Annotated in this window: 26 protein-coding genes; 9 read left to right on the top strand and 17 right to left on the bottom strand. The window is 68.4% G+C overall.

Going from position 1 to position 26,423, the window contains the following annotated elements; genetic code table 11:
* The first annotated feature begins 22 nt into the window (after window positions 1-22).
* A complete protein-coding gene (locus tag ACZ3HV_RS06595) occupies window positions 23-499 on the top strand; it encodes a DUF4188 domain-containing protein (protein WP_465681575.1) in 477 nt (158 codons plus the stop codon).
* A gap of 42 nt (window positions 500-541) precedes the next feature.
* The gene (locus ACZ3HV_RS06590; protein WP_465681573.1) at window positions 542-1,891 is read left to right on the top strand and encodes an MFS transporter; all 1,350 of its coding nucleotides are present in this window, start codon (window positions 542-544) and stop codon (window positions 1,889-1,891) included.
* Here the strand turns inward: ACZ3HV_RS06590 and ACZ3HV_RS06585 are convergent.
* The 4 genes from ACZ3HV_RS06585 to ACZ3HV_RS06570 all read right to left on the bottom strand — a co-directional run bounded on the left by ACZ3HV_RS06585 (window position 1,802) and on the right by ACZ3HV_RS06570 (window position 6,273).
* Window positions 1,802-2,914 (bottom strand): ABC transporter permease, encoded by a 1,113-nt coding sequence (locus ACZ3HV_RS06585; RefSeq protein ID WP_465681571.1) that lies wholly within the window; start codon window positions 2,912-2,914, stop codon window positions 1,802-1,804. The genes ACZ3HV_RS06590 and ACZ3HV_RS06585 overlap by 90 nt on opposite strands.
* Window positions 2,915-3,075: 161 nt before the next feature.
* Window positions 3,076-3,768 carry an ABC transporter ATP-binding protein gene (locus tag ACZ3HV_RS06580; RefSeq protein ID WP_465681569.1) on the bottom strand — a complete coding sequence of 231 codons (693 nt, stop codon included), beginning with the start codon at window positions 3,766-3,768 and terminating at the stop codon, window positions 3,076-3,078.
* A 76-nt stretch (window positions 3,769-3,844) separates the two neighbouring features.
* Window positions 3,845-5,152 carry a peptidoglycan-binding protein gene (locus ACZ3HV_RS06575; protein ID WP_465681567.1) on the bottom strand — a complete coding sequence of 436 codons (1,308 nt, stop codon included), beginning with the start codon at window positions 5,150-5,152 and terminating at the stop codon, window positions 3,845-3,847.
* Window positions 5,149-6,273, bottom strand: coding sequence for a hypothetical protein (locus tag ACZ3HV_RS06570; protein ID WP_465681565.1), 1,125 nt, complete (start codon window positions 6,271-6,273; stop codon window positions 5,149-5,151). Before ACZ3HV_RS06570 ends, ACZ3HV_RS06575 begins: the two co-directional genes overlap by 4 nt.
* A 212-nt stretch (window positions 6,274-6,485) precedes the next feature.
* Between ACZ3HV_RS06570 and ACZ3HV_RS06565 the strand changes: the two genes are divergently transcribed.
* Genes ACZ3HV_RS06565 through ACZ3HV_RS06550 form a run of 4 tightly spaced genes read left to right on the top strand, consistent with a single transcriptional unit; the run spans window position 6,486 to window position 10,125 of the window.
* Window positions 6,486-7,187, top strand: coding sequence for a response regulator transcription factor (locus tag ACZ3HV_RS06565; RefSeq protein ID WP_465681563.1), 702 nt, complete (start codon window positions 6,486-6,488; stop codon window positions 7,185-7,187).
* Window positions 7,177-9,036 carry a sensor histidine kinase gene (locus ACZ3HV_RS06560; RefSeq protein ID WP_465681561.1) on the top strand — a complete coding sequence of 620 codons (1,860 nt, stop codon included), beginning with the start codon at window positions 7,177-7,179 and terminating at the stop codon, window positions 9,034-9,036. The genes ACZ3HV_RS06565 and ACZ3HV_RS06560 overlap by 11 nt, the downstream gene beginning before the upstream one ends.
* A 9-nt stretch (window positions 9,037-9,045) precedes the next feature.
* Window positions 9,046-9,468, top strand: a complete 423-nt coding sequence (locus tag ACZ3HV_RS06555; RefSeq protein WP_465681559.1) for an MmcQ/YjbR family DNA-binding protein — start codon at window positions 9,046-9,048, stop codon at window positions 9,466-9,468.
* A 42-nt stretch (window positions 9,469-9,510) separates the two neighbouring features.
* Window positions 9,511-10,125, top strand: a complete 615-nt coding sequence (locus ACZ3HV_RS06550) for a hypothetical protein (protein ID WP_465681557.1) — start codon at window positions 9,511-9,513, stop codon at window positions 10,123-10,125.
* Here ACZ3HV_RS06550 and ACZ3HV_RS06545 read toward each other — a convergent pair.
* From ACZ3HV_RS06545 to ACZ3HV_RS06520, 6 genes are read right to left on the bottom strand one after another with little or no spacing between them, the layout of a single operon-like run.
* Window positions 10,112-11,059: an LLM class F420-dependent oxidoreductase gene (locus ACZ3HV_RS06545; RefSeq protein ID WP_465681555.1), complete on the bottom strand. Its 948-nt coding sequence runs from the start codon at window positions 11,057-11,059 to the stop codon at window positions 10,112-10,114. The genes ACZ3HV_RS06550 and ACZ3HV_RS06545 overlap by 14 nt on opposite strands.
* Window positions 11,059-11,805 (bottom strand): SDR family oxidoreductase, encoded by a 747-nt coding sequence (locus ACZ3HV_RS06540; protein ID WP_465681553.1) that lies wholly within the window; start codon window positions 11,803-11,805, stop codon window positions 11,059-11,061. Before ACZ3HV_RS06540 ends, ACZ3HV_RS06545 begins: the two co-directional genes overlap by 1 nt.
* 8 nt (window positions 11,806-11,813) lie before the next feature.
* Window positions 11,814-12,476, bottom strand: a complete 663-nt coding sequence (locus tag ACZ3HV_RS06535) for a histidine phosphatase family protein (RefSeq protein ID WP_465681551.1) — start codon at window positions 12,474-12,476, stop codon at window positions 11,814-11,816.
* A 36-nt stretch (window positions 12,477-12,512) separates the two neighbouring features.
* Window positions 12,513-13,571, bottom strand: coding sequence for a phosphotransferase family protein (locus ACZ3HV_RS06530; RefSeq protein ID WP_465681549.1), 1,059 nt, complete (start codon window positions 13,569-13,571; stop codon window positions 12,513-12,515).
* Window positions 13,568-14,392 (bottom strand): SDR family oxidoreductase, encoded by an 825-nt coding sequence (locus tag ACZ3HV_RS06525; protein ID WP_465681547.1) that lies wholly within the window; start codon window positions 14,390-14,392, stop codon window positions 13,568-13,570. The genes ACZ3HV_RS06530 and ACZ3HV_RS06525 overlap by 4 nt, the downstream gene beginning before the upstream one ends.
* Window positions 14,389-15,630 carry an acyl-CoA dehydrogenase family protein gene (locus ACZ3HV_RS06520; protein ID WP_465681545.1) on the bottom strand — a complete coding sequence of 414 codons (1,242 nt, stop codon included), beginning with the start codon at window positions 15,628-15,630 and terminating at the stop codon, window positions 14,389-14,391. Before ACZ3HV_RS06520 ends, ACZ3HV_RS06525 begins: the two co-directional genes overlap by 4 nt.
* Window positions 15,631-15,687: 57 nt before the next feature.
* Here ACZ3HV_RS06520 and ACZ3HV_RS06515 point away from each other — a divergent pair, with 57 nt between their 5' ends.
* The gene (locus ACZ3HV_RS06515) at window positions 15,688-16,275 is read left to right on the top strand and encodes a TetR/AcrR family transcriptional regulator (protein WP_360363376.1); all 588 of its coding nucleotides are present in this window, start codon (window positions 15,688-15,690) and stop codon (window positions 16,273-16,275) included.
* Here the strand turns inward: ACZ3HV_RS06515 and ACZ3HV_RS06510 are convergent.
* From ACZ3HV_RS06510 to ACZ3HV_RS06495, 4 genes are all read right to left on the bottom strand, one after another.
* Window positions 16,272-16,970: an AraC family transcriptional regulator gene (locus tag ACZ3HV_RS06510; RefSeq protein ID WP_465681543.1), complete on the bottom strand. Its 699-nt coding sequence runs from the start codon at window positions 16,968-16,970 to the stop codon at window positions 16,272-16,274. The two genes, ACZ3HV_RS06515 and ACZ3HV_RS06510, sit on opposite strands and share 4 nt — an antisense overlap.
* 169 nt (window positions 16,971-17,139) lie before the next feature.
* Window positions 17,140-17,751, bottom strand: a complete 612-nt coding sequence (locus ACZ3HV_RS06505; RefSeq protein ID WP_465681541.1) for a hypothetical protein — start codon at window positions 17,749-17,751, stop codon at window positions 17,140-17,142.
* Window positions 17,752-17,976: 225 nt separating this feature from the next.
* A complete protein-coding gene (locus ACZ3HV_RS06500) occupies window positions 17,977-19,440 on the bottom strand; it encodes a M81 family metallopeptidase (RefSeq protein WP_465681539.1) in 1,464 nt (487 codons plus the stop codon).
* Window positions 19,441-19,479: 39 nt separating this feature from the next.
* A complete protein-coding gene (locus tag ACZ3HV_RS06495) occupies window positions 19,480-20,508 on the bottom strand; it encodes a LacI family DNA-binding transcriptional regulator (protein ID WP_465681537.1) in 1,029 nt (342 codons plus the stop codon).
* A gap of 112 nt (window positions 20,509-20,620) precedes the next feature.
* Between ACZ3HV_RS06495 and ACZ3HV_RS06490 the strand changes: the two genes are divergently transcribed.
* Window positions 20,621-22,528, top strand: a complete 1,908-nt coding sequence (locus ACZ3HV_RS06490) for a discoidin domain-containing protein (protein ID WP_465681535.1) — start codon at window positions 20,621-20,623, stop codon at window positions 22,526-22,528.
* Here the strand turns inward: ACZ3HV_RS06490 and ACZ3HV_RS06485 are convergent.
* Window positions 22,519-23,778 (bottom strand): amidase, encoded by a 1,260-nt coding sequence (locus ACZ3HV_RS06485; protein WP_465681533.1) that lies wholly within the window; start codon window positions 23,776-23,778, stop codon window positions 22,519-22,521. The two genes, ACZ3HV_RS06490 and ACZ3HV_RS06485, sit on opposite strands and share 10 nt — an antisense overlap.
* A gap of 94 nt (window positions 23,779-23,872) precedes the next feature.
* Between ACZ3HV_RS06485 and ACZ3HV_RS06480 the strand changes: the two genes are divergently transcribed.
* A complete protein-coding gene (locus ACZ3HV_RS06480) occupies window positions 23,873-24,331 on the top strand; it encodes a GNAT family N-acetyltransferase (protein WP_465681531.1) in 459 nt (152 codons plus the stop codon).
* On the opposite strand, the gene ACZ3HV_RS06475 is transcribed toward ACZ3HV_RS06480, so the two are convergent.
* The gene (locus tag ACZ3HV_RS06475) at window positions 24,313-25,749 is read right to left on the bottom strand and encodes an ATP-binding protein (RefSeq protein ID WP_465681529.1); all 1,437 of its coding nucleotides are present in this window, start codon (window positions 25,747-25,749) and stop codon (window positions 24,313-24,315) included. The two genes, ACZ3HV_RS06480 and ACZ3HV_RS06475, sit on opposite strands and share 19 nt — an antisense overlap.
* Window positions 25,750-25,802: 53 nt before the next feature.
* Window positions 25,803-26,417 carry a hypothetical protein gene (locus ACZ3HV_RS06470; RefSeq protein ID WP_465681527.1) on the bottom strand — a complete coding sequence of 205 codons (615 nt, stop codon included), beginning with the start codon at window positions 26,415-26,417 and terminating at the stop codon, window positions 25,803-25,805.
* Window positions 26,418-26,423: the final 6 nt, after the last annotated feature.

The following is a 26,423-nucleotide window of genomic DNA, read 5'->3' as shown; positions in this document are numbered from 1 at the left end:
TTGACCAGGAGAGGTGGGGCGGATGAGCGTGGTGGAAGGTCGGCACACGGCCGCGTACGACGGGGACGTCGTGGTGTTCCTGATCGGCATGCGGATCAACTCGCTGCGCCGGTTCAAGGCGTGGTTGCCGGTCGCGAAGGCGATGGGGCCGATGCTGCGTGAGCCGTCGAAGGATCCGGACAGCGGCCTGCTCGGGTTCCGGACGCTGCCGACCTGGCGCGGCATCACCCTGATCCAGTACTGGGAGTCGATCGAGAAGCTGCAGAGCTTCGCGAACGACAGCAACCGGACGCACCGCCCGGCCTGGCTCGATTACTTCAAACAGTCGTACAAGAGCGGCGCCGCCGGCATCTGGCACGAGACGTACATCGTCCCGGCGGGGAACACCGAGACCATCTACGGCAACATGCCGCTGCTCGGTCTCGGCAAGGTCGCCGGCGTCGTCCCGGTTGGCACCAAGGGCGAGACCGCCGCCGAACGGCTGCACACCGGGGAGTAGCAGGCCGCAGGGCCGGACATCCGCGGCGGCTACAGTGCAGGCGTGCGGTTCATCCGGGACCTGGGAACGCTGCTCAAGCGCCGAGACTTCCGGCGGTTGTTCGCGGTGCGGTTGACGTCGCAGTTCGGGGACGGCGTGTTCCAGGTCGCGCTGGCGTCGTACGTGCTGTTCTCGCCGGAGCGGGCGCCGGACGCGGCCGCGATCGCGGGACTGTTCGCGGTCGCACTGCTGCCGTACTCGATCCTCGGACCGTTCACCGGGGTGCTGCTGGACCGGTGGTCACGGCGGCAGATCCTGTTCGGCGCGAACCTGACCCGCGCCGCGCTCGTGATCGGTGTCGGCGCCATCGTCGCGATCGGCAACGCGGGCGTGCCGTTCTACCTCGCCGTACTGCTCACCCTCGGAGTGAACCGCTTCCTGCTGTCCGGACTGTCGGCCGGTCTCCCGCATGTGGTCGAGCGCGACGAACTCGTGATGGCCAACGCCGTCACCCCGACATCCGGTACGGCGGCCTTCCTCATCGGCGGTGGGGTCGGCGCCGGAGTGAAGCTGATCGTCGACTCGGATCTCGCCGTACTCGCGCTCACCGGTGTCATCTACACCGCGGCGGCCCTGCTCGCGCTGAGACTGCGGCGCGACCAGCTCGGCCCGGATCTGAACGGCGACGAGCCGGGCATCGTCGAGGCGCTCCGGACGATCGCGTCCGGCCTGATCGACGGGGCCCGGCACCTGAAGGAACGCAAGCAGGCGGCTCTCGGCCTGGCCGCGATCGGCTCGCTGCGGTTCTTCTTCGGCCTGATGACCGTCATGATGATCTTGCTCTACCGCAACTACTTCTACGGCCCGGACCGGCTGGACGAGGCCTTCGGTGCCTTGGCCATCGCGACCGGCGCGGTCGGCGCCGGCCTCTTCCTGGCAGCCCTCGTCACGCCATGGGGCACGCGCGTGATGACGCTGCGGCAGTGGATCACCTGGCTGTTCGTGGCCGCCGCGGTGGTGACCGCCGTACCGATCGGCCTGTTCACCCAGCCCGCGCTGATCGTCGGCGGCTTCCTCACCGGCTTCTGCGCGCAGGGCGTGAAGATCAGCGTCGACACCCTCGTCCAGACGGGTGTCGACGATGTCTACCGCGGCCGGGTGTTCTCGCTGTACGACATGATCTTCAACGTCGGGCAGGTCTCCGCGGCCGCACTCGGCGCGTGGATCCTGCCCGACGACGGGAAGTCGTACGCGGTCCTGGCCTTCATCGTTCTCGGCTTCGCCGTCACCGCGGTGGTGTACGCACGGCTCAGCCGGGACGGATCAGGTTCCCCGGAGCGCGGTGATGGGCTGGATGGCGGAGGCCTTCCACGCGGGGTACGTACCGGCGACCAAGCCGATGAACGCACCTAGCAGGGGTGACCCGAACGCGAGCCGGTTGTCCAGGATCGGAGTCCAGTCCCGGACCCACGACACTCCGACGGTGAGCAGTACGCCGACCGCCGTACCGAGTAATCCACCGAGGAAACCGACGATCACGCTCTCCACCAGGAACTGCACAGCGATATGTCTTCGGGCGGCCCCGAGTGCTCGACGCAGTCCAATCTCGGAGATGCGTTCGAGCACCGACAGCAGCGTGACGTTCGCGATCCCGAGTCCGCCGACCAGCAGCGCGACCGCACCCAGCAGCAGGAACAGGGCGTTCAGGTCGGACTCCACACCCTTGCGTACGGCGCCCTGCTTCGGCGGGGCGTCGACCCGCAGCGTGCTCGGGTTGTTCGGCTCGATCGCGATCGGTGCCTGCTCGGCGATCAACTGCGCCGCACCGACCTGGGTCCGGATCTCGACCGCGTCCGGCGATTCCAGGTCGTACGCCGTCCGGGCCGCCCCGTTCGGCATGATCACGGCGTCGTTGAGCTCGGCCCGCCCGGTGACGGACTCGAGGATGCCGATCACCGTGTAGGCCTCGTCGCCGATGAACACCGCGGGCTGCGAGTCGACCCGGTTGATGCCCAGCCGCTCGGCGGCGTGCTTGCCGAGGACAACGACCTTGTCACCGTGCTTGTCGTGCCCGGTGTCGAAGAACCGCCCGGTCGCGAGCACCGCGCGGACCGCGTCCCACAAGCCGGCCGAGCCGGCCATCACCTGCAGGGCGTGACCGTTGCGCTGATCGTCCAGCGCCTCGACGCTGCGGACCAGGTCGTCACCGACGTCGAGGGTGCTGACCGTGCCGGCCGCCTCGACGCCGTTCAGCCGCTGGATCCGGGCCGGTGCGTCCCACGGCAACTGCGTTGCCGCTTCGCCTTCCTGCCCACCTTTGTCATCAGGTTGTACGACGACGCGCGTGGCAGCCGCGAGATCGAACCGCTGGGTGATCTGCCCCGACGCGGTCTGCCCAAGACCCACAGTGCCGACCAGAGCCGCGATTCCGAGCACGGTGCCGAGTGTTGTCAGGATCAGTCGGGTCGGGCGGGCCGCGACACCCGCCAGCGCCTCATCCAGCAGATCCCGGACTGCTGGTCTGGATCTGAGACGCCGGCGGGATCGCCGGGACGTGGACAGCCCGCCGGCGGGATCCGGGGGGCCTGCTGTGGGGGTTACCACTGGAGGGTTCCGTCGACGATGCGGACCTGACGCTGCGCCCGGCGGCTGACGTGGTCGTCGTGGGTGATGACGGCCAGCGTCATCCCGTCGGCGTGCAACTCGTCGAACACTTCGAGGATCGCCTCCGCGTTGGCGCTGTCCAGGTTGCCGGTCGGCTCGTCGGCGAGCAGCAGACTCGGTTCGGCGACCAGCGCCCGCGCGATCGCCACCCGCTGCCGCTCCCCACCGGAGAGCGTGGTCGGCCCGAACTCCATCCGGTGCGCCAACCCGACCCGCTCCAGCGCGACCCGCGCTCGGGCCATGCGCTCGCGTCGCGGCACCCCGACGTACACCATCGACAGCGCGACGTTCTCCAGCACAGTCCGGTGGTCGAGCAGGTGGAACGACTGGAACACGAACCCGATCCGCTCACCCCGCAGTACGGCGCGCCGCCGCTCCCGCAAGCTCATCGTGTCCACACCGTCGAGCCGGTAGACACCGCCGGTCGGGTTGTCGAGCAACCCGAGTAAATGCAGCAATGTCGATTTCCCCGACCCGGACGGCCCGACGATCGACAGGTACTCCCCCTGCCCGATCGACAGGTCGACCTCCCGGATCGCCTGGACTTCGGGCGGCCCGGGGAAGAACCGTCGTACGCCGATCATCTCGACGACCGGCGCCGGCAGGGCAACCGCTGTGGCGCTCATCCACGTCCTCGCTTCGCTCCGGGCGCGGATGAGACACGAGACGCGCTGTGCTTGATGATGAACTCGCTTCGCTCGTTCATCGCCCGACCACCACCTGATCGCCCTCGGACAGCTTGGCGTCGCCGGCCGGCGTGACCTGGGCGAACCCGTCGGCGGACAGCCCGACCGTCACCGGCACGAGGTCGACCTTGCCGTTCCGCAGCACCTCGACGCGCGATCCGCCGTCCGACCCCGACGACAGCGCCGCCACCGGTACGGCGAGCACCTTTCCGCTGGTGCTCTTCACGGGGATCGTCACCCGTACGTTCGCATCCCGGAGCAGCGCGAGCTGGCTCGCCGTCAGTGCGTTGGGCCCGACCACGACGTCGTACTGGTTGCCGTTCTTGGTGATCCGGCGGACCTTCGCGGCGACCGCCGTACCTTCGCCGAGGTCGAGGGTCGCGGCCATACCGGCCTTCAGGCGCTGGGCGGTCTCGGCGTCGACCTTGACCGTGACCACCAGGGACGCGCCGCTGGCGGACATGACCACGCCGTTGACCGTGCCGCCGCGTTCGACCTTCACATCGTCGACCCGGCGCGGCAGCGTCTTCACGTAGACGATCTCGGACACCGGGAGCGGGGTGCCGGCCTTGAAGTCGGCCTCGTTCTTGGCTTCCTGCGCGTCGGCGAGGTTGTCCTCCGCATCGTCGACCGCGCCCTGCTGGATCGACGTGTCTGTGTTTCCGCCGGCCTTCGCAGCGCTTTTGGCTTGCTTCAGCTGGGCCTTCGCTTGCCGGAGCTGGTTCTTCGCTGCGTCGACCTGCTTCTTGGCGGCGTCGACGGCCTGGGTGAGGCGCTCCTCCGGCTCGGGAGCGTCGTACCCGGCCTTCTCGTAGAGGCGCTCGACCGCTTGCGACGTGTCGGTGTCGTACTCGTCGTCGACCGTGCCCGGGTCGAGGCCGAGCCGGTCCAGCGTCTGCTCGAGCTGCAGCACGTCGGGGCCCATACTGCCGGGCGACAGCGTCCGGTACATCGGGAGTACGCCGGCCAGACCGATGACCGGACGGCCGGTGATCTCCAGCAGGGCTTTGCCCTCGGTGATGGTCGAGCCGACCGTCGGGACCTTGCCGGTCACGATGGCCGGAGTGGTCAGGCCACTCGTCTCGACCCGGATGTTCACCGCGCCGTCGAACGAGGCGTCACCCCGGCCGACCACCTTGCTCGACAGCGCCTTCTTCTCCACCGGCACGGTGATCTGGGAGGCCTTCGGGGCCGCGGTCTTGGCGGCGGCGTCCTCCGGTGAGGTGATCCGGCTGCCCGCGGCCACGCCCACCCCGAGCGAAACCGCGGCCACCGCGGACACGCTGACGAGGACCCGGCGCCGGGACTTGGGCGAAGTGGTCACCGGTCCGCCATCGCGTCGCGGTATGCCTCGAGTTCGGCCTTGTGCTGCGTGACGAACTCCTTCTCCTGCTCGTACTGGACCTTCTTGTACGGCTCGTCGTACACCTTGGCCTTGCACTTCTGGTCGGCCACCGCGAGGTCGATCTCGAACTTGCGCAGGTCGGCCAGCTTGGTGGCGTCGACCTTGTCGAACGACGGCGGGCCCTGCAGCGTCTTGCCCTGGCCGTTCTTCGGCGGTGCCTGGTTGCCGGTCAGCGCGTCCAGCTTCTGCTGGACCTTCTCGCGCGGCTCGTCGACCTTCTTGTAGCCGGCCTGCCCGGCGTCGGCGAGGCAGTCGGACCAGGCGGTGGTCGCGTCCACGACTCGCTGGTCGGCCTCGATCCGCTTCGACAGCGCCTGGATGTCCTTGAACAGGCTGTCGAACTTCTTGAAGTCGGCCGTCCGGTCCTGGCCCTTGCCGTAGACCTGCTCGACCGCCTTGCCCCGGCACCCGAGATCCAGCTTTCCGCTCGAGGTCGGGCCGTCGCCTTCCTTCGGGGCGACCACGACGTTGCCGTTGCCGAGCGCGTTCGGGCCGTTCAGTGCCTTGTCGTAGGCCTTCTTCGCGTTCGCGGAGAGGGCGTTGCGGATCTTGGTGTTCGGGTTGGTGTCGTCGTCGCCGGCCTTGGACCAGTCGATCGTGCTGATGCCGTAGCCGTACTGCTCGGCGAACTTGTCCGCCGGAAGGTTGAACGCGTCGCTGAACTTGCTCTTCGGATTCGATTCGGGCGGGACCGCGACGTACTCGAACCCGGCCGCCTTCATACAGGCGGCGGTGGCGTCCTCGACCTTGCGCTGCTTGGCCAGCTCCTCCTCCGACGGCTGCTGACCGCCGCCGGCCCGGACCGCGATCCGCATCCCGCCGCCGGACGAGCTGACGAAGCCGTCGCCCATGTACTCCGCGAGGGGGCTCTTGTCGCTCTTCTCGTCCCCGGAGGCCGCCGGATTCTGGTTGTTGCCACACCCGGCCAACGCCAGGACCGCCACCAGGGCGAGGGCTTGTCTCGCGATCCCGTGCAGTCGCGAGCAGGTGCTCGGCGCGGTAGCTCGGCGTGCTGGAGCGAAGGGCTCGATGCGGAGCATCGTGACCTTTGCGCCAGTGCGCCGAGATACCGTGCCGAGTGCCGCGCAGCACGCACGGGATCGCGAGACAAGCCCTGATGCTTTCCGTGAGGTCTTCATGGTGGTGGAGCGTGCCTGCGCGGCGGTGAAGAACCTGTGAAGGACCGATTTGCACCCGATGCTCTCAGCCGATCTTCATAGGATTCTCATCAATCTCGGCGAGTCTGATGGGTATGCCAGCGCGGATTCTCGTCGCCGAAGACGATCTGAAGCAGGCGGAGCTGATCCGGCGGTATCTCGAGCGGGAGGGGCATCTGACCGTCGTCGTGCACGACGGCCGGGCCGCGATCGACGAGGCGCGCCGGCGCAGCCCGGACCTGCTGGTGCTCGACGTGATGATGCCGAAGGTCGACGGCCTGGACGTCTGCCGGGTACTGCGCGCGGACGGCGAGGTGCCGATCATCATGCTGACCGCCCGCGCGACCGAGGACGACCTGCTGCTCGGTCTCGACCTGGGCGCGGACGACTACCTGACCAAGCCGTACAACCCGCGCGAGCTCGTCGCCCGCGTCCGTACGGTGCTGCGCCGGACCCGGAGCCGGGCCGAGGGCGAGGTGTACCGGGTCGGCGAGCTGGAGATCGATCCGGGCCGGCACGAGATCCGGCTGGCCGGCCGGCTGGTCGAGGTGACGCCGGCAGAGTTCAAGATCCTCGCCTGCCTGGCCGCCTCCCCCGGGCGGGCTTTCTCCCGGCAGCAGTTGCTCGAGCACGCGTTCGGCTTCGACCACTACGTGTTCGACCGGACGATCGACGTCCATGTGATGAACCTGCGGAAGAAGATCGAGCCGTCCCCGGGCCCACCGGCGTACCTGAAGACCGTGTACGGCGTGGGCTACAAGCTGGCCGACAAGGCGGTGACCGTCGATGCGTCGTAGCGTGCTGATCAGGTTCCTCGGACTGTCCCTCGCCGTGGCACTCGGTGCGGTGATCGCGACGGCGGTGCTCGCGACGTACAGCACGTCCGAGAAGCTGCAGGGCGAGATCGACGCGAACACCGGCCAGCTCCAGGTCGACGGGCAGATCTACGCCGAGCTGTCGAAGTACGCCTCGGACCACCCGACCTGGAACGGCGTGGACAAGCTGGTGCACGACCTGGCCGGCAAGCTCGGCCGCCGGATCGCCGTCACGGACCCGGACGGCACGATGATCGCCGACTCGGCCCGGATGCTCGGCGCCGGTCCCGAGCTCCCGTCGGTGCCGGCGGCAACCATCGACGCCCGGAGCGAGGGGTTCGGCAAGATGTCCGGTGCCTTGACCGTGTACGCCGCTCGCAAGACCGTTGCCACGGGCAAGGTGAACGACCTGGTCGCAACGCCCGGGCTGGTGCCGGCGGCGGCGATCTCCCCGGTCTGGGGCCTGACCGACGAGGAACGGCGTCGGCTCGAGAAGCTCGCCCAGCAGGCGGTGGACTGCTACCGCGCGGACGGCAAGAACGCGAGCGTGGCCACCGTCGGTGCCGGCGTCCCGCAGGTGATGATCGAGTCGAGCCGGTCGGCCGCGGGCGTCAGCGTGATGCAGAAGACCGGCGTCGCGCCGGACGACACCTGCATGCCGCCGGGGCTGAACGCGCCGAGCGCCAAGGCCAAGATCGTCAACGACGACGAGATCCGGCGCGCCATCGCCTGCCTCGACGCCGCGGGTCTGAAGTACTCGATCAACGACATCGAAGGCCTGAAGACTGTTGAGCCGAGGAGCAAGGCCGAGTTCACGGACCAGTTCGTCACGTGTACCTCGGACGCCCGGTCGCAGGCGTTGACGCCGTACGTCGCTCCGCCCGCGAAGCTGTACCTGGGTGCGAAGAGCACGTTCAACGTGTTCTCCGGTGAGGGCATGCTGCGGACCGCGGCGACCGCGCTCGGCGTACTGCTGATCGCGGCGCTGGTGATGGTGTTCGCCGGGCGCCGGCTGGTCCGGCCGATCGTGGCGCTCACCGGTGCGGCCCAGCGGATGCGGAACGGCGATCACGCCGCCCGGGTCCCGGTGACCGGCAGGGACGAGGTGTCCCGGCTCGGGCACGCGTTCAACGACATGGCCGAGGCGATCCAGCGGCACGACTTCCAGCGCAAGGCGATGGTCAGCGACGTCGCGCATGAGCTCCGGACGCCGCTGGCCAACATCAAGGGGTATCTGGTCGCGTCCGAGGACGGCGTCGTACCGCTGGATCGGGAGCTGGTGACGTCGCTGCTGGAGGAGACCGAGCTGCTCGAGCACCTCGTGGCCGATCTGCAGGACCTTGCGCTCGCGGATGCCGGGATGCTCCGGATGCACCCCGCGCCGCGTGATCTGTCCGAGCTCGCGCACCAGGTGGTGCTGGCGCATCGGCCGGCCGCCGAGACGGCCGGGGTGTCACTGACGGCCGAGGTCCAGGGGCCCGCGACGGTGTCCGTCGACAGTGCCCGGATCCGTCAGGCGCTGGGCAACCTGGTCTCGAACGCGATCCGCTTCACGCCACCCGGCGGGAATGTCGTGGTCGGCGTACGGCGGGTCGACGACGGCTACAACCTGACCGTGACGGACAACGGCACCGGCATCGCGGACGAGCATCTGCCGCATCTGTTCGACCGGTTCTACCGCGCCGAGCAGTCCCGCAGCCGGAGCACCGGCGGGAGCGGACTCGGCCTCGCGATCACCAAGCACCTCGCCGAGGCGCACGGGGGCCGGATCGCCGTCACCAGCCGCCTCGGGTCCGGATCGGTCTTCACGATCTGGATCCCGGCTGGTTAATCTCGGCGGGTGGCCGGACGGAAAGCTCGCGTGGCGGATGTGCACGAGATCGCCCAGGCGATGCCGCACGTCACAGTCTGGAAGCGGGACGACGGCACCGATCGCCCGGTCTACCAGGTCGGCGGGAAGTCGTTCGTGTTCTTCCGGACCGCGCGGCCGGACGCCTTCGACCCCGAGACCGGTGAGCGGTACGACGACGTGATCGTGATCTGGGTCGAGTCCCAGATCGAGAAACTGGCCCTGGTGTCGGACGAGTCCACCCCGTTCTTCAGCACCCCGCACTTCGACGGCCATCCCTCGGTCCTGGTCCGCGGCAGCCGCCTCGGCGAACTGACCAAGCAGGAGCTCACCGAGGTGATCCAGGACGCGTGGTTGTCCCGGGCATCCGACCGCCGCGCCAAGACCTGGCTCGAGGAACACCGGCTGAGCTGAATCAGGCGGCGGGATGCACCTCTCGCTGCCACACTGAACAGCGTGAGCTATCCACCGCCCGTCTCCGCGGCGCCCAACTACGATCGGCCGCCCCGGAAGAACCGGGCCGGGCTGATCATCGTTCTGCTGGTCGTGCTCCTGATCTGCGTACTGAGCGTCGGCGGCGTCCTCACCTACCGCCTGATCTCCGACAAGCTGCACAATTCCCCGGCACCCAGCCCAGGCACCTCAGCCGCGCCACCCGTGAGCTCGCCGACCCCGAAGCGCTCAGTGCCGGCGCCACGTCCCACCAAGACAGCCCAGCCGCGTCCCATCAAGACGGTCGTGCCGCCGACTACCAAGCCGCCGGCGCCCACACGGCCGCGCAGTGCTGCCGAGCTGGCCCGCCGCTTCGTTGCCCAACTCAACGCGAACAACCCGACTGCCGCGGCCGCCTTCGCCTGCCAGGACTCGAAGCAACTGATCCCCATCCTCATGGGCCAGTACCTCCAGCCCCCGACCAAACTCACCCCCGGCACCTCGATCGGCGGTCAGCCCACCTACGCCGTCCACCTCACCGGCACCACGAAAGGCTCACCGGTCACCGGCGTCATCATCATCCAGCAACTCACCCCAGAACCCCTCTGCGTCCGCATCTTCTCCATCACCCCGGGCTGAGGGCGCGGGCGGTGTCCAGGAGGTCTGTGCCGGTCGGGAGGGTGGCGATGATCGGGGTGTCGAGGCCGTTGTCGACATAGCGATTGATGTGCTCTCGACACTGCTCGGCGGTTCCGTGAACGATCAGGTCGTCGAGGACCTCGAGCGGTACGGCGGCCATCGCGGCGTTGCGGTCGCCGGCGGCCCACGCCTCGCGCATCTCCTTCATCGCGGCGCCACGGCCGAGCCAGTCGTGGAAGGCGGCGTACCCGGGAACGGTCAGGTAGGTCGCGATCAGGAAGCGGCCGATGTTGCGGGCCATCTCCGCGTCCTCGGTGACGCAGACGAAGATGCGCGCGGCAAGCTCCTTGTCCGGACCCAGTTCGTCACGGACCCGGCGTACGTCGTCCGCCGACAGCCAGTTCGTGATCGCGCCATCCGCCTCGCGCGCCGCCAGCTTGAGCATCTGCGGCCGGAGCGCGGCGAGCATGATCGACGGCGGTACGTCGGGCGCCTTCTCCAGCCGGAATCGCTGGATGGTGAAGCTGTCGAACTCCCCGTCCACCTTCTCCCCCGCGAACGCCTGCCGCAGGAACCGCAGTACGTCGCGGGTCCGGGCCAGCGGCGGGTCGTACGCGATCCCGTTCCACCCGGTCACGATCGTCTCCGACGACGCCCCGATCCCGAGCACGAACCGTCCCGGAGCGAGGTCCGCGAGCGCCGCGGCACTCATCGCGAGCGCGGCCGGTCCGCGCGTGTGCACCGGCACGACGGCCGTCCCCAGCCTCAACCGGTCGTCCCACTCGGACGCGAGTACGAGCGGAGTGAACGCATCGGCACCGGCGACCTCGGCGGACCACAGGTCGGTGTAACCCAGCAAGGCCAGATCTTTGATCAGCTCACGGTGGTCCCGCAGCGGCACCCCGGTCAGCGGAACGGTGAGACCCCAGCGCATCAGATCATCCTCTTCAGCAGCGGCAGTGGTGCGAACCGCAGCACCCGGGCGAGCGGGATCCACGGCCACGGCGGTACGTACGCCTTCGCCTTCTCGGCCTCGATCGCGGCGACGATCGCACGGACTCCGGGAACAGTGTCGACGATCAGCGGGGTGTTCGCGACGTGCTCGTTCATCTCGGACCGGATGTAGCCGGGGAAGATCGTGCTGACCTTGATCGGCTTACCGAGCAGCTCCAGCTGCAGCCCCTCCGCCAGCGACGCGAGCGCGGCCTTGGTCGCGGCGTACGTCGTGACCGTCTTCGGCAACCCGCGCAGCGCGGAGATCGACGAGATGAAGACGAGATGCCCGGCGTTGCGCGCCCGGAACAACTCCATCGCGGCCTCGGCCTGGGCGAGCGCGCCGACGAAGTTCGTCAGCGCGGTCTCCCGGTTGGCGTCGAACCGGCCGGTGCCCAGCGGAGCGCCCTTGCCCAGGCCGGCGTTCACGATCACCCGGTCCAGCTGACCCAGTTCCGCGTCGGCCTTGCGGAACACCTCGAACACCTGGTCGTGATCGGTCACATCCAGCCTGTGGATGACGACCTGAACCTGTGGATGCCGCTCGGTCAGCTCGGCCCGCAGCGCCTCCAGCCGGTCCTCCCGGCGGGCGGTCAGCGCCAGGTTGTGGCCCTTGGCAGCGAACTGCCGGGCCATCTCCGCGCCGAGACCGGCGCTGGCACCAGTGATCAAGATGTTCCGTCGCATCGGAGGCCTTATCTATAGGAGAGCAGGTCGCTGCCGTCGAGGTGTCCGTGCTCGTTGTAGGTGACCATGGTCAGCCCACTCCGGCCGGACACGACCTTGGTGATCGCTGTGTTGATCGTGACCGGGTTCAGCTTCGCCCACAGCCCGTCGCCGCCGGACAGCAGCCGGCTCACCACGACGGAGATCGGGCCGCCGGAGGTGAAGACGAGCGCGGTCTCACCTTTCCCCAGTCGTTCGGCAGTACGGCGTACTGCCGCATCGGACCGTTCGCAGAAGGCCTGGAAGGACTCGGTGTAGCCGTCACCGCCATCGATCCACCGCTGGGTCGCGGCGGTGAACATCTCCTGGAACGCGTGCCGCGGGTTCCCTTTGCGGGCCATGTCCGCGAGCAGCACCGCGCGGACCCGGTACGCCGGTTTGTGGCTCACGATCAGCTCGTCGTGGTCGAACTCGTCGAAACCCTTGTCGACTTCGGCAGTGAACCCAGCCAGCGATGCGGTCTGGGCATGTCGGCACATCGAGCCGGAGACGACGAGATCCGGCCGCACTCCTCGCGCCGCCAATGCCTCGCCGAGGCGCGCCGCCTGCTGCTCACCCTGCGGCGAAAGCTTGTCGTAGTCACTCGCGCCGAACGACGCCTGAGCGTGCCGGATCAGGTAGACGACGGCCATGCTGTTCTCCTTCCCCGCCCCGCCGCCCCGGTCAGGTCACGCCTGCCGGATGATCCGGCGGCAGCGCCGCTCGAGCAGGTTGACCGGGAGCCAGAAGTTCTTGAACCGCGGGTTCCGCGTCTGCTTGTGGTGGTAGCGGTAGTAGATCTGCTGCGCGATCACCGCCAGGCGGAACAGCCCGAACACCTCGTAGAACGCCCAGTTCTCCGGCTTCAGCCCGGACCGCTCGGTGTAGTAGGCAACGATCTCGTCCCGCGTGATCATGCCGGGCACGTCCGAGGGCTGCAGCCGAAAGCGGCGGAACGCCCAGTCGTCGTCGGCCTGCACCCAATACGCGAGCGCACTGCCCAGATCCATCAGCGGATCACCCAGCGTGGCAAGCTCCCAGTCGAGTACGCCGACCACGCGCAGCGGATCGTCCGGCGCGAGTACGACGTTGTCGAGCCGGAAGTCGTTGTGGATAACGCAGGTCCGGACATCGGCCGGCTGGTTCTCGGCCAGCCACGCCATCACGCGCTCGTAGCTCGGCACGTTCCACGTCTTCGCCTTGCGATAGCGCTCCGACCAGCCGGTCACCTGGCGACCGACGTACCCCTCGCCGCGACCGAGATCAGTCAGGCCGGCCCGCCCGGGGTCGACTTGGTGCAGGTCGACAAGTGTGTCGACCAGGGTGAAGCCGAGCTGCCGGGTCTGCTCGGGCGTCAGGTCGACACCCAGCTGGTGATGGCCCGGGATCGTCCCCACGACGCGCTCCATCACGTAGAACTCGGAGCCGATCACCGCGTCATCGCCGCAGTGGGCAACCATCGGGGGGACGTAGGGGAAGACGGGCTTGAGGCCCGCCTGGATCCGGTACTCGCGGCCCATGTCGTGCGCGCCCTTGGCCTTGGTCCCGGCCGGCGGGCGACGCAGGATCAGGTCGTGATCGCCGTACCGCAACAGATAGGTCAGGTTCGACGAGCCGCCGGAGAACTGCTTGACCTCGGGCAGACCTGCCGGCAGGTCCGTCTGTTGCCGCAGCCAACCGTCGACCGCGGGCACGTCGAAGGCGTCCTCGTCCCGGACCGGGCGGGCACCGTCCGTCGCACTTGTCACGACTCGCCCGGGGTCCGGCTGTCTTCCCCTCCGCCGGCCGGCTCGCCCGACTCCGCACGCTGGCGAGCTCGAGCCGCGATCTTGCGCATCTGGCGGTTGTACAGCGGACGGGCGAATTGCTTGGTCCGCCAGGCCATCAGCGCCGGCCGATCGGGGATGATCAGGAACTGCTGCTTCTTGATCCCCGCGATCACCGCGGTCGCGATGTCGTCGGCCGACCGCGGCGACTTCTCGATCAGCTGCCGCGCGGTCGCGCCCATCGCGGTGTCCTGGCCGCGGATCGAGTCGGCCAGGTTGGTCCGGAAGAACGACGGGCAGACCACCGACACGGTCACGCCGTACGGATGCAACTCATGTGACAGCGTCTCCGAGAGCGCGACGACTCCGGCCTTGACCGTGTTGTAGGAGCTCATCATCGGCGGGTGCACGAGCCCCGCCGCGGACGCCGTGTTGACGATGTGACCGGACCGCTGCCGTTTGAAGAGCGGTGTGAACGCACGGCAGCCACGGACGACACCCATCAGGTTGATGTCGACGACCCGGTCCCACTCGTCGAGCGACTCGACGTCGATCCGGCCGCCGGTCGCGATGCCGGCGTTGTTCACCAGGATGTCCAAGCCACCCCAGTTCTGCTCGACCCACTCGGCCGCCGCGGCCCAGTCCTCCGGGCTGCGAACATCGAGCTGCCGGTACGACGCTCCGTCGTCCGGACCGTCCGCCGCGACATCGGTGCTGAGCACTTGGTGGCCTTCAGCAATGAACTTGGCGACCAGCGCGGCCCCGAGACCGCTGGCGCCGCCGGTGACGAGAATGCGGCTCACTTCGCCTCCTGAGCAGTAGCCAGGTACGACGCCAGTTCGATCCGGGCGATCACGCCACGATGCACCTCGTCCGGCCCGTCCGCGAGCCGGAGTGCCCGAGCACTCGTCCACGCGGCAGCGAGCGGGAAGTCGTCGGACAGCCCACCACCGCCGTGCAACTGCATCGCCATGTCGATGACGTCCTGCGCCATCCGCGGCACGGCAACCTTGATCTGGCTCACCTCGCTCAACGCACCCGTCAACCCCTTGGTGTCCAGCAGGTACGCCGTCTGCAGCACGAGCAACCGCGCTTGGTTGATCGCGATCCGGGCGTCGGCGATCCGCTCCCGGTTGCCGCCGAGGTTGACCAGCGGCTTGCCGAACGCGGTCCGGCTGGTGCCGCGCTCGATTGCGAGCTCGAGTGCCTTCTCGGCCAGGCCGACCAGTCGCATGCAGTGGTGCACGCGTCCGGGTCCGAGGCGGCCCTGGGCAATCTCGAACGCCTTGCCCGGTCCGACCAGGATGTTCGACGCGGGCACGCGCACCTCGGTGAACGACACCTCGCCATGTCCGTGCGGCTCGTCGTACCGATGCATCGCCGGGAGGAGACGCTCGACCTTCACACCCGGGGTGTCGCGGGGGACGAGCACCATCGTGTGCCGCGCGTACCGATGGGCGTCCGGGTCGGTGAGGCCCATGAAGATGAGCAACTCGCAGTCCGGGTGACCGACGCCGGTGCTCCACCACTTGCGGCCGTTGATAACGACCTCGTCGCCGTCGACGATCGCGGTCGCGGCCATGTTGGTGGCGTCGGACGACGCGACGTCGGGCTCGGTCATGCAGAACGCGGACCGGATCGTGCCGTCGAGCAACGGCTCCAGCCACTGCTTCTTCTGCTCCGGGCTGCCGTAGCGCAGCAGGACTTCCATGTTGCCGGTGTCCGGTGCGTTGCAGTTGAAGATGTACGGCGCGATGAACGAGCGACCGGTGAGCTCGGCGATCGGGGCGTAGTCGAGGTTCGGCAACCCCTCGCCGTACTGCTCGTTGCCCGGCTCGGACACCGGGAGGAAGAGGTTCCACAGACCGCGGTCCCGCGCCTTCGCCTGCAGCTCCTTCATCACGGGCTGCGGCTGCCAGGGGTCACCGGCCGTCTTGATCGCGGCATGCAACTCGGCCTCGACGGGCTCGATCTCGGTGCGGAGGAACTCCTCCACAGCTACGATCAGCTCCTGTGCGCGGGCCGAAGGTTCGAACCCCATCAAGACTCCCTCCGGTTTTCTTGACCGTAGCGCAGCGTCTAAGCAATGCTCAATAGCGTGAGTGAGCGATGGACGTCCGACGACCGGCGCAAGCAGCTGATCAGGATCGGGCTGATGATGCTGAGGACCCAACCGATCCATGAGCTGTCGATCGACGCCGTTGCAGGCCAGGCCGGGATCTCCCGTGGCCTGCTTTTTCATTACTTCCCGAGCAAGCGGGACTACTACGTCGCCGTGATCTCCGCCGCCGGGCGCCGGCTGTTGCGGGTCACCAAGCCGGACGAGTCACTCCCACCGGATCAGCAGCTGCGGGAGATGCTGACCCAGTTCGTGGCGTTCATCACCCGGCGGCGAACGGCGTACATCTCGTTCGTCCGGGGTGCGGCCGGCGGCGACGACTTCGCGGTCGAGGTGTACGACGAGACTCGGGCCGGCCTCACCAAGCGCATCCTCACCTACCTCGGTACGCCGGAAGTCGCCGACGAGCCCGCGTCCCGTGAGTACATGCGGGTGCATGCCTGGCTCGCCTACACCGAGGACCTGGCCATCGAGTGGTCCGGCCTCCCCGAGGAAGACCGCCCGTACTCCGACAAGTTCCTGGTCGACCACGCGATCGACGCACTCCAGACCTTGCGCAAGCTCTAGCTCCGGGTGGTTCGGTAGCGGCCCGGGGTGGTGCCGATGAGGGCGGTGAAGGCGGCGATGAAGCCGCTGGGGTTCGCCCAGCCGCAGGCGGTGGCGACGTGGGTTGTGTCGTGGCCGTCGGCGAGCAGGACGAGTGCGTGATAGATGCGGACCTGGGTGCGCCACTGATAGAAGGTCATGCCGAGTTCGTCGTGGAAGAGCCGGCTGAGAGTGCGGCCGCTGGCCCCGATCGTCTGCCCGAGCTCGGCCAGTGGGGTGTTGTCGGCGGGCTGCTCGTACAGGATCCGGGCGATGGCTTGTAGCCGATCGTCCTGCGGTTCCGGCAATTGCAGCGGCTGCTCTTGTGCTTCCTGGAGTTCGTCGACGAGGACTCTCCTGAGGCGGGCGCTCACGGCGCGATCGTGGGTGGTCGCCGCGCGCTCGTAGTTGCGTGGACCCGTGAGCGTCAGCAGGAGCTCGCGGGCGAGGTCGGAGGCGAGGAAGACGGCCGGATGGCCCGCGATGAGCCGAGCTAGGGATGGCGGCAGGAAGACGATCCGCATGTCGGTGTGACCGTGCGCACGGTGGTAGTGAGTGAACCCGGCGGGAGTCCAGGCGACCCGGTTGGCCGGAACGATCGACGTACCGCGCTCGGTGTGCACAGACAGGACGCCACGGGCCGCGTACACCAGATGTCCCCGTGGATGGGTCTGCACTTCGCTCGTTCCCCCGGGCTGCCAGAGGTGAACCCCGCCGGACGGCCATAGCTGTGATTGCGGGATTTGGCGGCTAACGGGCATAAGTTGGCATTCTATCGGCGGTCCGCCGCAGTGTGCGCCGGCGACGATGAACGCATGAGTACGACGATGCGAGCGGCGGTCTGTGTCAGGTGAAGACGTTGACTGCGCGGGCTACCACGAGGCCTACGACGGCCAGGGAGATCAGGGACTGGAGGCCCATGGACATCTTGGCCCAGAGGGCGAGGGGCATCACGTCGGTCGGGCTGAAGGCCGTCGAGGTGGTCATCGCCAGGTAAAAGTAGTCGCCGAACCCGGGTCGCCAGTCCGGTCGGGCGATCTCAGGGCTGAGCTGCTGCGTAAAGGCGAGGTCGAGGTACTGCGGCATCCGGTGAGCCCGGTTCGCGGCACCACCGGCGTCCAGTTCCCAGTACAGCAAGGCGAACCCGATCAGGTTCGACAACCACACGATGCCGCCGGCCGCGAGCAGCGCCTCGGGTGAGTTCGTCATGGATCCGCCGCGGATCAGCGCCGTGATGAGCCGCACCGTCGCCAGCATCGCGTCCAGTACCAGCAACGCCACGACCGCGATCGATACGCCGCGCAGTAACGACGACCGCTTGTCGATCCGTCCCGGATCCCGCAGGATCAGCACCGCCAGCAACACGACCTCGACCGCCGGCAGCACGTACGCCGGCGCGACCCGCATGTCCTTCGGTCGCGCGAGCGTCAACACCATGGCCACCAGCACGGCCGCCACACTCGGCCACCGAGCCTCTCCCCGAACCGGCCGCCCTAGTTCCCCGTCGCCACCAGCACCCATGGCACCCCCGCCTGCCAGCGTACGTCGGCCGGAGCCCGTGGTCGGTCCCAGGTCAGATCGACAGGACGTATACGCCCACTACCCGGCGACCGCACGCCTGCGCCCGCGAGGACGCCAACTCGATCACCGGATACGTCCTGTCGAACTGCACCGCTTCGCGCGTTACTGGGACGGCGGGAGGAGTTCTGGGGTGAGGTTGGGATCGGCCATAGTGGGGTCGAAGGGGAAGAGCGGGCGGAGCACGCCGTGGTGGCCTAGGCGGAGGAGGTCTTGGTCTACGCCGCCGGGGGTGAGGGCCAGGAGCCAGTCCTTGGCGAGGTTGTAGAGCTCCGGCTCGAGGTAGCCGATCTTGACGATGACGAGGTCGGTGCCGGCCGGGTCGAGGCCGAGGAGGGTGAAGTCGGCGATGTGGTGGTACGGCTTGCGGCGTGAGGTGAGGATCGAGTGCAGGCCGCCGGCCTTGATCACCGCGACCGTCCCGCCGACCGGGTCCTCCGACAGGGAGAACACGGTGCCCTCGAGGTCGACCGGACCCGACGGACCGGGGTCGACCTTGCCGCCCGCGGACACCCGGACCGGGTTGCCGACACCGGCCGCGACACAGGCGGCCACCGCGTCGGGGTCGGTGATGCTCGCGTGGATCGCGGTCGCGTTGCCCTTGGTCAGCTCGTCGACCGTGAGCAGTTGCCCGAGCGTCCACGCGACATCCCCGGCTCCACCGGCGGTCGGGTTGTCACCGGAATCGCTGATCAGGAACGGCCGCGCCGTACTCGCGAGACCGGCGCTCACACACTCCTGCAGCGTCCCCGTCGGAGCGACGAACGCGAAGTCGTCCCGCGCACCCCAATAGGCCTGAGCCAACTCGGTCGCACGGGCGGTGATCAACTCCTGGTCGTCGCCCGTGACAACCACTGCCGCACGGCACCGCGGCTCGTCGGCCCACGCGTAACCGACCCAGACAGCAGCATCGAGTACGCCGGGCTCGTCGGCGATCTCCGCGACCCGGTGGTAGATCGACGCGGCCGGCTCGATGCGAGTCGACGTCTTCTCTCCGGGCAGCAGCACCGGCACCTGGACCCATGCCTTACCCGGCTTACCCAAGCCGGACTGGATCCGCTCGACCAGATTGCGAGCCGCGCGTTCGCGGCTCTCCATCGCGTCCTCGTGCGGCGCCATCCGGTAGCAGGTGATCAGGTCGACGGCCGTACCCAGCTCGCGGGACACGTTCCCGTGCAGGTCCATCGATGTCGACACCAGGACGTCAGGCCCGAGTGCGGCCCGAACCCGGGTGGCCAGATCGGCCTCGGCGTCCTGCCGGCCGACCACGCTCATCGCCCCGTGGATGTCGAAGAAGAACCCGTCCAGCTCACCGGCTGTCCCGATCAGTTCGATGATCTCGGCGGACAGATCGTCGTACACCTCCGGCAGCACGGCGCCGCCCGGCAGGGAGCGCGCATGCAGCAGCGGCACCCACTCGATGCCCTGCGCCCACTCCTTGTCGAGGAAGTCGTACCGCCGCAGCAGGTCCTCACCACGGCGTACGTCGAAGTCCGCCAGGCCGGCCCGGTGCGGCGAGAACGTGCTGGACTCGATAGCGATCCCGGCAATGCCGATCCGAAGGTTCATGACTAGAACTTGCCACAACCGAACCGTTTCGCGCACTGCCTAGCTCCGGATTGTGGACACCCTCTGCCCGGTGGTCCCGCGGACGATCAGCTCGGTCGCGAGCTCGACGTGCAGCGCCTCGAGCTCGTGGCGGTCGAGCAGACGGATCAACAGACTGACGGCCATCCGGCCCATCTCCTGCAAGGGCTGGCGGACGGTCGTGAGCTGTGGAGTGGTCGCGCGGCTCAGATCGATGTCGTCGAATCCCGCTATCGACAAATCTCCAGGGACGGAGAGTCCGCGCTCGGTGGCGGCCTGCAGCGCACCGATCGCGGCTTTGTCGTTGAAGGCGACCAGCGCGGTCGGCCGGGGATCGAGGTCGAGGAGCTCGGCGGCGGCCCGGTGCCCCTGGGCGACGGTCGGCTCGACGTGCCGGGTGAGCGACGGATCGCGAAGGATGCCGGCCTCGGCGAGCGCGGCCGCATGACCGCTCAGCCGGGCATCCGCGGCGAGCCACTCGTTCGGACCCGCGATGACGCCGATGCGGGTGTGGCCAAGTGAGGTCAGATGAGCTGTCACCTGCCGGGCGCCGGAGTGGTGGGCGGCGGAGACCGACGGGATGTCTCGCGGCAGGGTCGTCCGTGGATCGACCACGACGAACGGGAACCGACGCGCGCGGAGCTGAACCAGCTCCTGGCTCGGCTCCGGCGGCAGGATCAGGATCGCGCCGCCGACGTCGCGCTGGGCCGGCAGCCGGGACAGCACCTGCTCGTGCTGCGCCGCCTCACCCGCGTTGAGGACCAGCTGCCGTCCGTGCCGGTCGAGCGTCTCCGCGATCGACGACACGATCAGCCCGAAGTAGTCCGTGAGTACATAAGGACAGCGCACGTACACGGCTCCGGCGACGGGTTTCGCCGTACCGCCACGAGGGCTGGGAGCGCGCAGGCCGAGCTCCTCGACCGCGCGCTCGACCAATTGGCGGGTCTCCGGGGCGACGCTGCCCTGCTGGTTGAGGACCCGGGACACGGTCGCGATCGAGACGCCGGTCGCCGCCGCGACCTCGCGGACGGTGGCCCGATCCCTAGGCATTTGTTACATCGCCTTGTTTCACGCTCAGCACTCTAAGGCACCGCTCCCAGACCTTGACAGGGGTGGCGGGCGCGCGTTTCCTGTGGCCGTTTGTTTCATTCGAGGAGCTGCGATGAAAGCACAGGCATTCGGCGTCGCCCTGGCACTGGCCACCGCCTCGCTCACCGTTCCCGCCGCCCAAGCCCATCCCCCGTCGCCGGCTCAGGTCCGCGTGTGGGTCACGACCCCCGACCGGGCCGAGCTGTTGCACGAACGGACGCCGGTCACGTTCCAGAGCGGAGCGAGCGACCGTACGACGATCACGGTCGACCCGAGGACGTCGTACCAGACGATGGACGGCTTCGGCGCCTCGATCACCGACTCGTCGGCGAGCGTCCTGTACCGACTCAGCCCGGCAGACCGCGAACAGACGCTGCGCAAGCTCTTCGACCCGAAGCAGGGCATCGGGGTGAGCTTCCTGCGGCAGCCGGTCGGTTCGTCCGACTTCACCGCCGAGGCCGAGCACTACACGTACGACGACGTACCGGCCGGGCAGACCGACTTCGGCCTGAAGCACTTCAGCATCGCGCACGACCAGCAGCAGGTCCTGCCGCTGCTGCGCCGAGCCAAGCAGCTCAATCCGGCGGTCAAGGTGATGGCGACGCCGTGGAGTCCGCCGGCCTGGATGAAGACCGGCGACTCGCTGGTCGGCGGCCGGCTCAAGGACGACCCGAAGGTGTACGACGCCTACGCGCGCTATCTGGTGAAGTTCGTGCAGGCCTACGCGAAGGCCGGCGTACCCATTGACTTCCTCTCGGTCCAGAACGAGCCGCAGAACCGCAAGCCGAGCGCGTACCCAGGCACCGACGTACCGGTGCGCCAGGAGGCCGCGGTGATCTCGGCGCTCGGCCCGCTGCTGCACAAGGCGAGCCCGCGGACGAAGATCCTCGGCTACGACCACAACTGGACCACGCACCCCGGCGACATCGCCTCCACGCCGCCCGGCGAGGACCCGGAGACCGACTACCCGTACAAGCTGCTCCAGACGTCAGCGGCCAAGTGGATCGCGGGTACGGCGTACCACTGCTACTCCGGTGATCCGTCGAAGCAGACCGATCTGCACAACGCCTTCCCGACGAAGGGCATCTGGTTCACCGAGTGCTCGGGGTCGCACGGACCGACCGACACTCCGCCGCAGATCTTCCGCGGCACGCTCACCTGGCATGCCCGGACCCTGATGCTCGGCACCACGCGGAACTGGGCGAAGTCGGTGGTCAACTGGAACATCGCGCTCGACTCCACCGGCGGCCCGCACCTCGGTGGCTGCGACACCTGCACCGGTCTGGTCACGCTGCAGCCGGACGGAACGGTCAGCACCGATGCCGAGTACTACACGATCGGGCACCTGTCGAAGTTCGTGAAACCGGGTGCGGTCCGGATCGGGAGTACGTCGTACGGGACGACCGGGTGGAACGGGCAATTGATGTCCGCGGCCTTCCGCAACCCCGACGGTTCGACGGCGCTCCTCGTCCACAACGAGAACGACGACCCGCGGAGCTTCGCGGTGGCGGTCGGCGACAAGTCCTTCGAGTACGAGCTTCCGGGCGGCTCGATCGCGACCTTCACCTGGGACCGCGTGACCGCGGACGTGCCGCAGCCGGTCTCGCTGGAAGGCGCAACGGCGACCGCGTCGGCGAACGGTGCCGAGGCGGGCATGGCGATCGATGCCGACGGGTCGACGGTGTGGACGAGCAAGGAAGCACAGGCTCCCGGTCAGTGGGTGCAGGTGGATCTCGGTCGCGAGCGGACGTTCCGGCAGATCGCACTGGACAGCGGCGGGAACATCGGCGACTACGCCCGCGGCAGGGAAGTTGCTGTCAGCAATGACGGCGTTCACTGGCGGACCGTCGCGAGCGGTACGTCGACCGGCCAGCTGACCACGATCGACGTGCGGCCCGTGTCCGCGCGGTACCTGCGGATCACCTCGACCGGCAGTGCCGGCAACTGGTGGAGCCTGGCCGACCTCCGGCTCTACCGCTGATTCTCGATCCACCCCGCGACCGCCGCGGCCTTGTCGTTGCTAGCAGCAATGACCTGCAGCCCGACGGGAAGGCCGTCAGCCGGAATCGGCAGGCTGACGGCCGGGTGCCTGGTCAGGTTGGCCAGGCGGGTGTTGCGGAGCAGTTGGGCTCGTACGGCGAGCGCGGAGTCCTCGGTGTCCGCTGCCGTGATGAGCGGCGCCGTGGTGAGAACGGTCGGCATCAGGACGGCGTCGACTCGCGCGAACAGGTCGTCCAGCTCGGCCGTGATCGCGGCAGCTCTGGCCCGGGCCACGTCGTACTCCTCGGGTGAGACCTGCGCCGCCTCGCGGAGGCGTTGCCGCACATCAGGCTGGTAGTGCTCGGTGGATCGCCCGGCGTGGTTGGCCACCGCCTCAGGTCCTTGGATGTCCGCGGCGGTGCGGAAGCTGTCGGCCCAGTCTGGAAGCTGCACGTCGACCAGGACGGCACCGGCCGCGGCGAGACCGTCCAGTGCGGCCGACCACGCAGCACTGACTTCCGGAGTAGCCTCGAGGTACTCCGGATTGGTGACCACCCCGAGTCGTGGGGCCGTGGTCTGGACGTACGCGTGAACGTCGGCGAGGGCATCAAGTGCGTAGGCAGCGTCCGCGACAGTCGGCGTCAGTACGCCGACGTGGTCGAGGCTCTGCGACAGCGGAAAGACTCCATCGGCAGACAGCGTGCCGTACGACGGCTTGAAGCCGACCACACCACACAGCGCGGCCGGGATCCGCACCGACCCGGCCGTATCCGTCCCGATCGCCAACGGCACCACACCGGCCGCCACCGCGACCGCGGCGCCCGAACTCGAGCCGCCCGTCATCCGCGCCGGGTCATGCGGATTGCGGCACGGCCCGACGCGGTTCGACGTACCCGTGCATCCGTAGGCGAACTCATGGCTGTAGCTGAGCCCGATGATGATCGCGCCGGCCGCGCGGAGACGTCGTACGACGTCAGCGTCACGGCGAGCGACATCGTCCATGGCGGCGGATCCACAGCGGTACGGCAGACCCTCAACCTCGACGATCTCCTTGACCAGCACCGGCACACCCGCGAGCGGCCCGCTCCGGTCGTGGCCGGCCGCGGCCTTCCGGGCACCTTCGGCGTCCAGGTGCACGACCGCGTTCAACGCAGCGGTCTCGTCCGCCCGCGCCAGCGCCTGCTCGACCAGCTCAGCGGGATCGAGGGTGCCCGCACGAACCCCTGCGGCGATTTCCTCCAGCGACGTCACCGGCTCATCAGACCACGTCGACCTCACGGCTGTCCGGAAAGCGCGAGAGGAAATGGAAACAGGAGCGTCACGCCGTCTTGCTACCGTCGCAGGCATGACGGCGGAGTTGATCGAAGGAACAGAGCTCCGGTCGGTGCCGGGCACCGACCCCGCAGTGCTGGCCCTCACGACCGCGCAGCAGGCCGAACTGGCCGCGATGTACGGCGAGGACCAGCCACTCGTCGCCCTCCACCCGGACATCGCGTTCACGCTGCTCCTGCTCGACGGCACGCCCGTCGGCTGCGTCGGCCTGCAACCCGTCTCCCCCGGTCTCGGCGAGATCAAGCGCATGTACGTCGACCCGTCCGCCCGCGGCTGGGGTCTGTCCCGAGTCCTCCTGACTGCCGTCGAGACCCAGGCCCGCGCCACCGGCCTGACCCGCCTCCGCCTCGAAACCGGCACCCACCAAACCGAAGCCATAGCCCTCTACACCAACCACGGCTACACCCCCACCCCGCCGTACCCGCCCTTCGAAACCGAACCCGCCTCCCTCTGCTACGCGAAGGACTTGTAGAGCACGTCGAGTCCGATGGTCAGCACCTTCGGGTCGAGACCGGGCTCGAAGCCGGCTCCGCTGTAGCAGGCCAGCACCGTGTCCGACGTGTCGTAGTCCCTCGACAACAACTGCCGCGCCCGCTCGAGCCGCTCGACATGCCGCCGCCCCATCACCTCACCCCACTTCACTTCACCGAGCGACAAAAGCTTGCGTCGCTGACCCGGAACTGTTGGTGCGAGGACGACGACGTCGATCTCGATCTGCGTGCGGCGACCGTGATCCGGAACTACTCCGGCGCCGATCTGCCCCGGCAGCTCACCGAACAGCTCCGCCGGCGCGGCGAGCGCGAAGTCCCGGCAGAGTTGTTCGAAGTGCGGGCCGACGACCTGCGAGGAGAACCGCGCTCTGGCCGCTTCCCAGACGTTCTGCGCTCGGCCGCTCTCCAAGAGCCCCCATTGCGGCCGCATCACCACGTGGTAGAAGACGACGAGCGGCTCGGCGACCTGATAGGTCGAACGACGCGAGCGGAAGACGTCGTCCTGCCGTCGCACCAGGCCGCTGTCCTCGAGGACGGTCAGATGGTGTCCGATGTCGGTCGACTTCCGGCCGACATAGTTCGCGATGCCGCCTCTCGTGCCGTTGCCGGCAGCAACTGCCGCGAGGACCGAGTGGTAGAGGGCGCTGTCGCGGACGTCCATCTCCTCGTCGAGCAGATACCGCGCCTCCCGGAAGAGTGGATTCACCGGGCTGAGCACAGTCCGCAGGACCCAGTCGTCGAAATCGCCGACCGACTCCGGAACGTCGTCGTCGACGAAGCGCCGGTACGCCGGGGTCCCGCCGGCCACCGCATGCACGAGAGCGGCCAGCCGCGGATCCGTCAGGCCCCAGAACTTCGCTGCCAAGGGGTAGTCGAAGGGCCGAACGATCAGCTCCAGACTCGCTCGGCCGCGCAGCGGAGCGCTGCCTGTCAGCAGTCCACCCATCACCGACATCGCGGAACCGCACAGCAAGAGACTGGTTCGGCGCCCGGCCGACGCGGCTTGATCGATCTCTCGCTGCAGGATCGAAGGGAGCGCCGGCGAGACCTTGCTCAGGTACGGGAACTCGTCGATGACGAACGGACCACTGGCCGGATCGAGCGAGAACACGAAACGGACAGCCTCGTCCCAACTCTCGAACCGAGGCGGTGAGGCCAGACCGAGATGGACTCCCACCGCCATCGCGAAGAGGCCGAGCGACTCGGTCTCGGTCGCCTCGGTCGCGCCGAAGTACAGGCCGCCGGTCTGCTCGGCCAGCGCCTGCACCAGATACGTCTTTCCCTGACGCCGGCGGCCACTCACCACACCCAATTGAGGGCGGTTCGCGGTCCGGCTCGCGAACCGCTCCAGGTAGCTCCACTCGTCGTCACGCGCGAAGATCCGCTCTGGCTTCCGCATGTGTGATAACTATACTTATAATAAGTGAACTTCTCCAACTTCACCCGCCAGCTCTAGGGCAGGTCCAGGACGACGTGGTCGCCGGTGCGGTGGAAGCCGAGTTTGGTGAGGTAGGGGGTGGCTTCGCGCATCCGGGGGGAGGCGATGACCTGGTGGAAGCCGCGGTCGGTGAAGACGTCGCTGCGGCGGTAGACGAACTCGCCGGGGGTGAAGTCGCGGTACTTCGGCAGGACGTAGTCGAGATCGATCTGGGCCCGGCCGTCGCCGGCGTCGTGGGCCAGGACGACGCCGACGGTGCGGTCGCCGTGCTGGACCAGGAACGCGTACGGGCTGGCGCTGGGCGTGAAGCCGGGATTGAACCGGCTGATGTCCTTCTCGTGCCGGGTCAGGACGTGACCCAGGTACGCGTCGGCCTCGTTGACCGGAAGCACTGTGTACTCGGCCTCGTCGTGCCGGTGCCCGAGCAGCCGCCACAGGTGTACGACGTTGATCACGGCCAGGACCGCGTTCATGCCAACCATCGGCCAGACACCGATCGCGAGGTTGAAGCCGACCAGGATCACGCAGCCGATCAGGTTCAGCAGCCGCAACCGCAGGATCCGGGTCTGCAGCAGCGACAGCACGACCAGCGCGGATCCGCCCCACCCGATGATGCTCAAGACGTCCACAGCGCG

The organism is Kribbella sp. NPDC020701, from assembly GCF_055562215.1.
The sequence above is the reverse complement of the archived record's forward strand: the minus strand, read 5'-3'. Positions and strand labels throughout refer to the sequence as shown.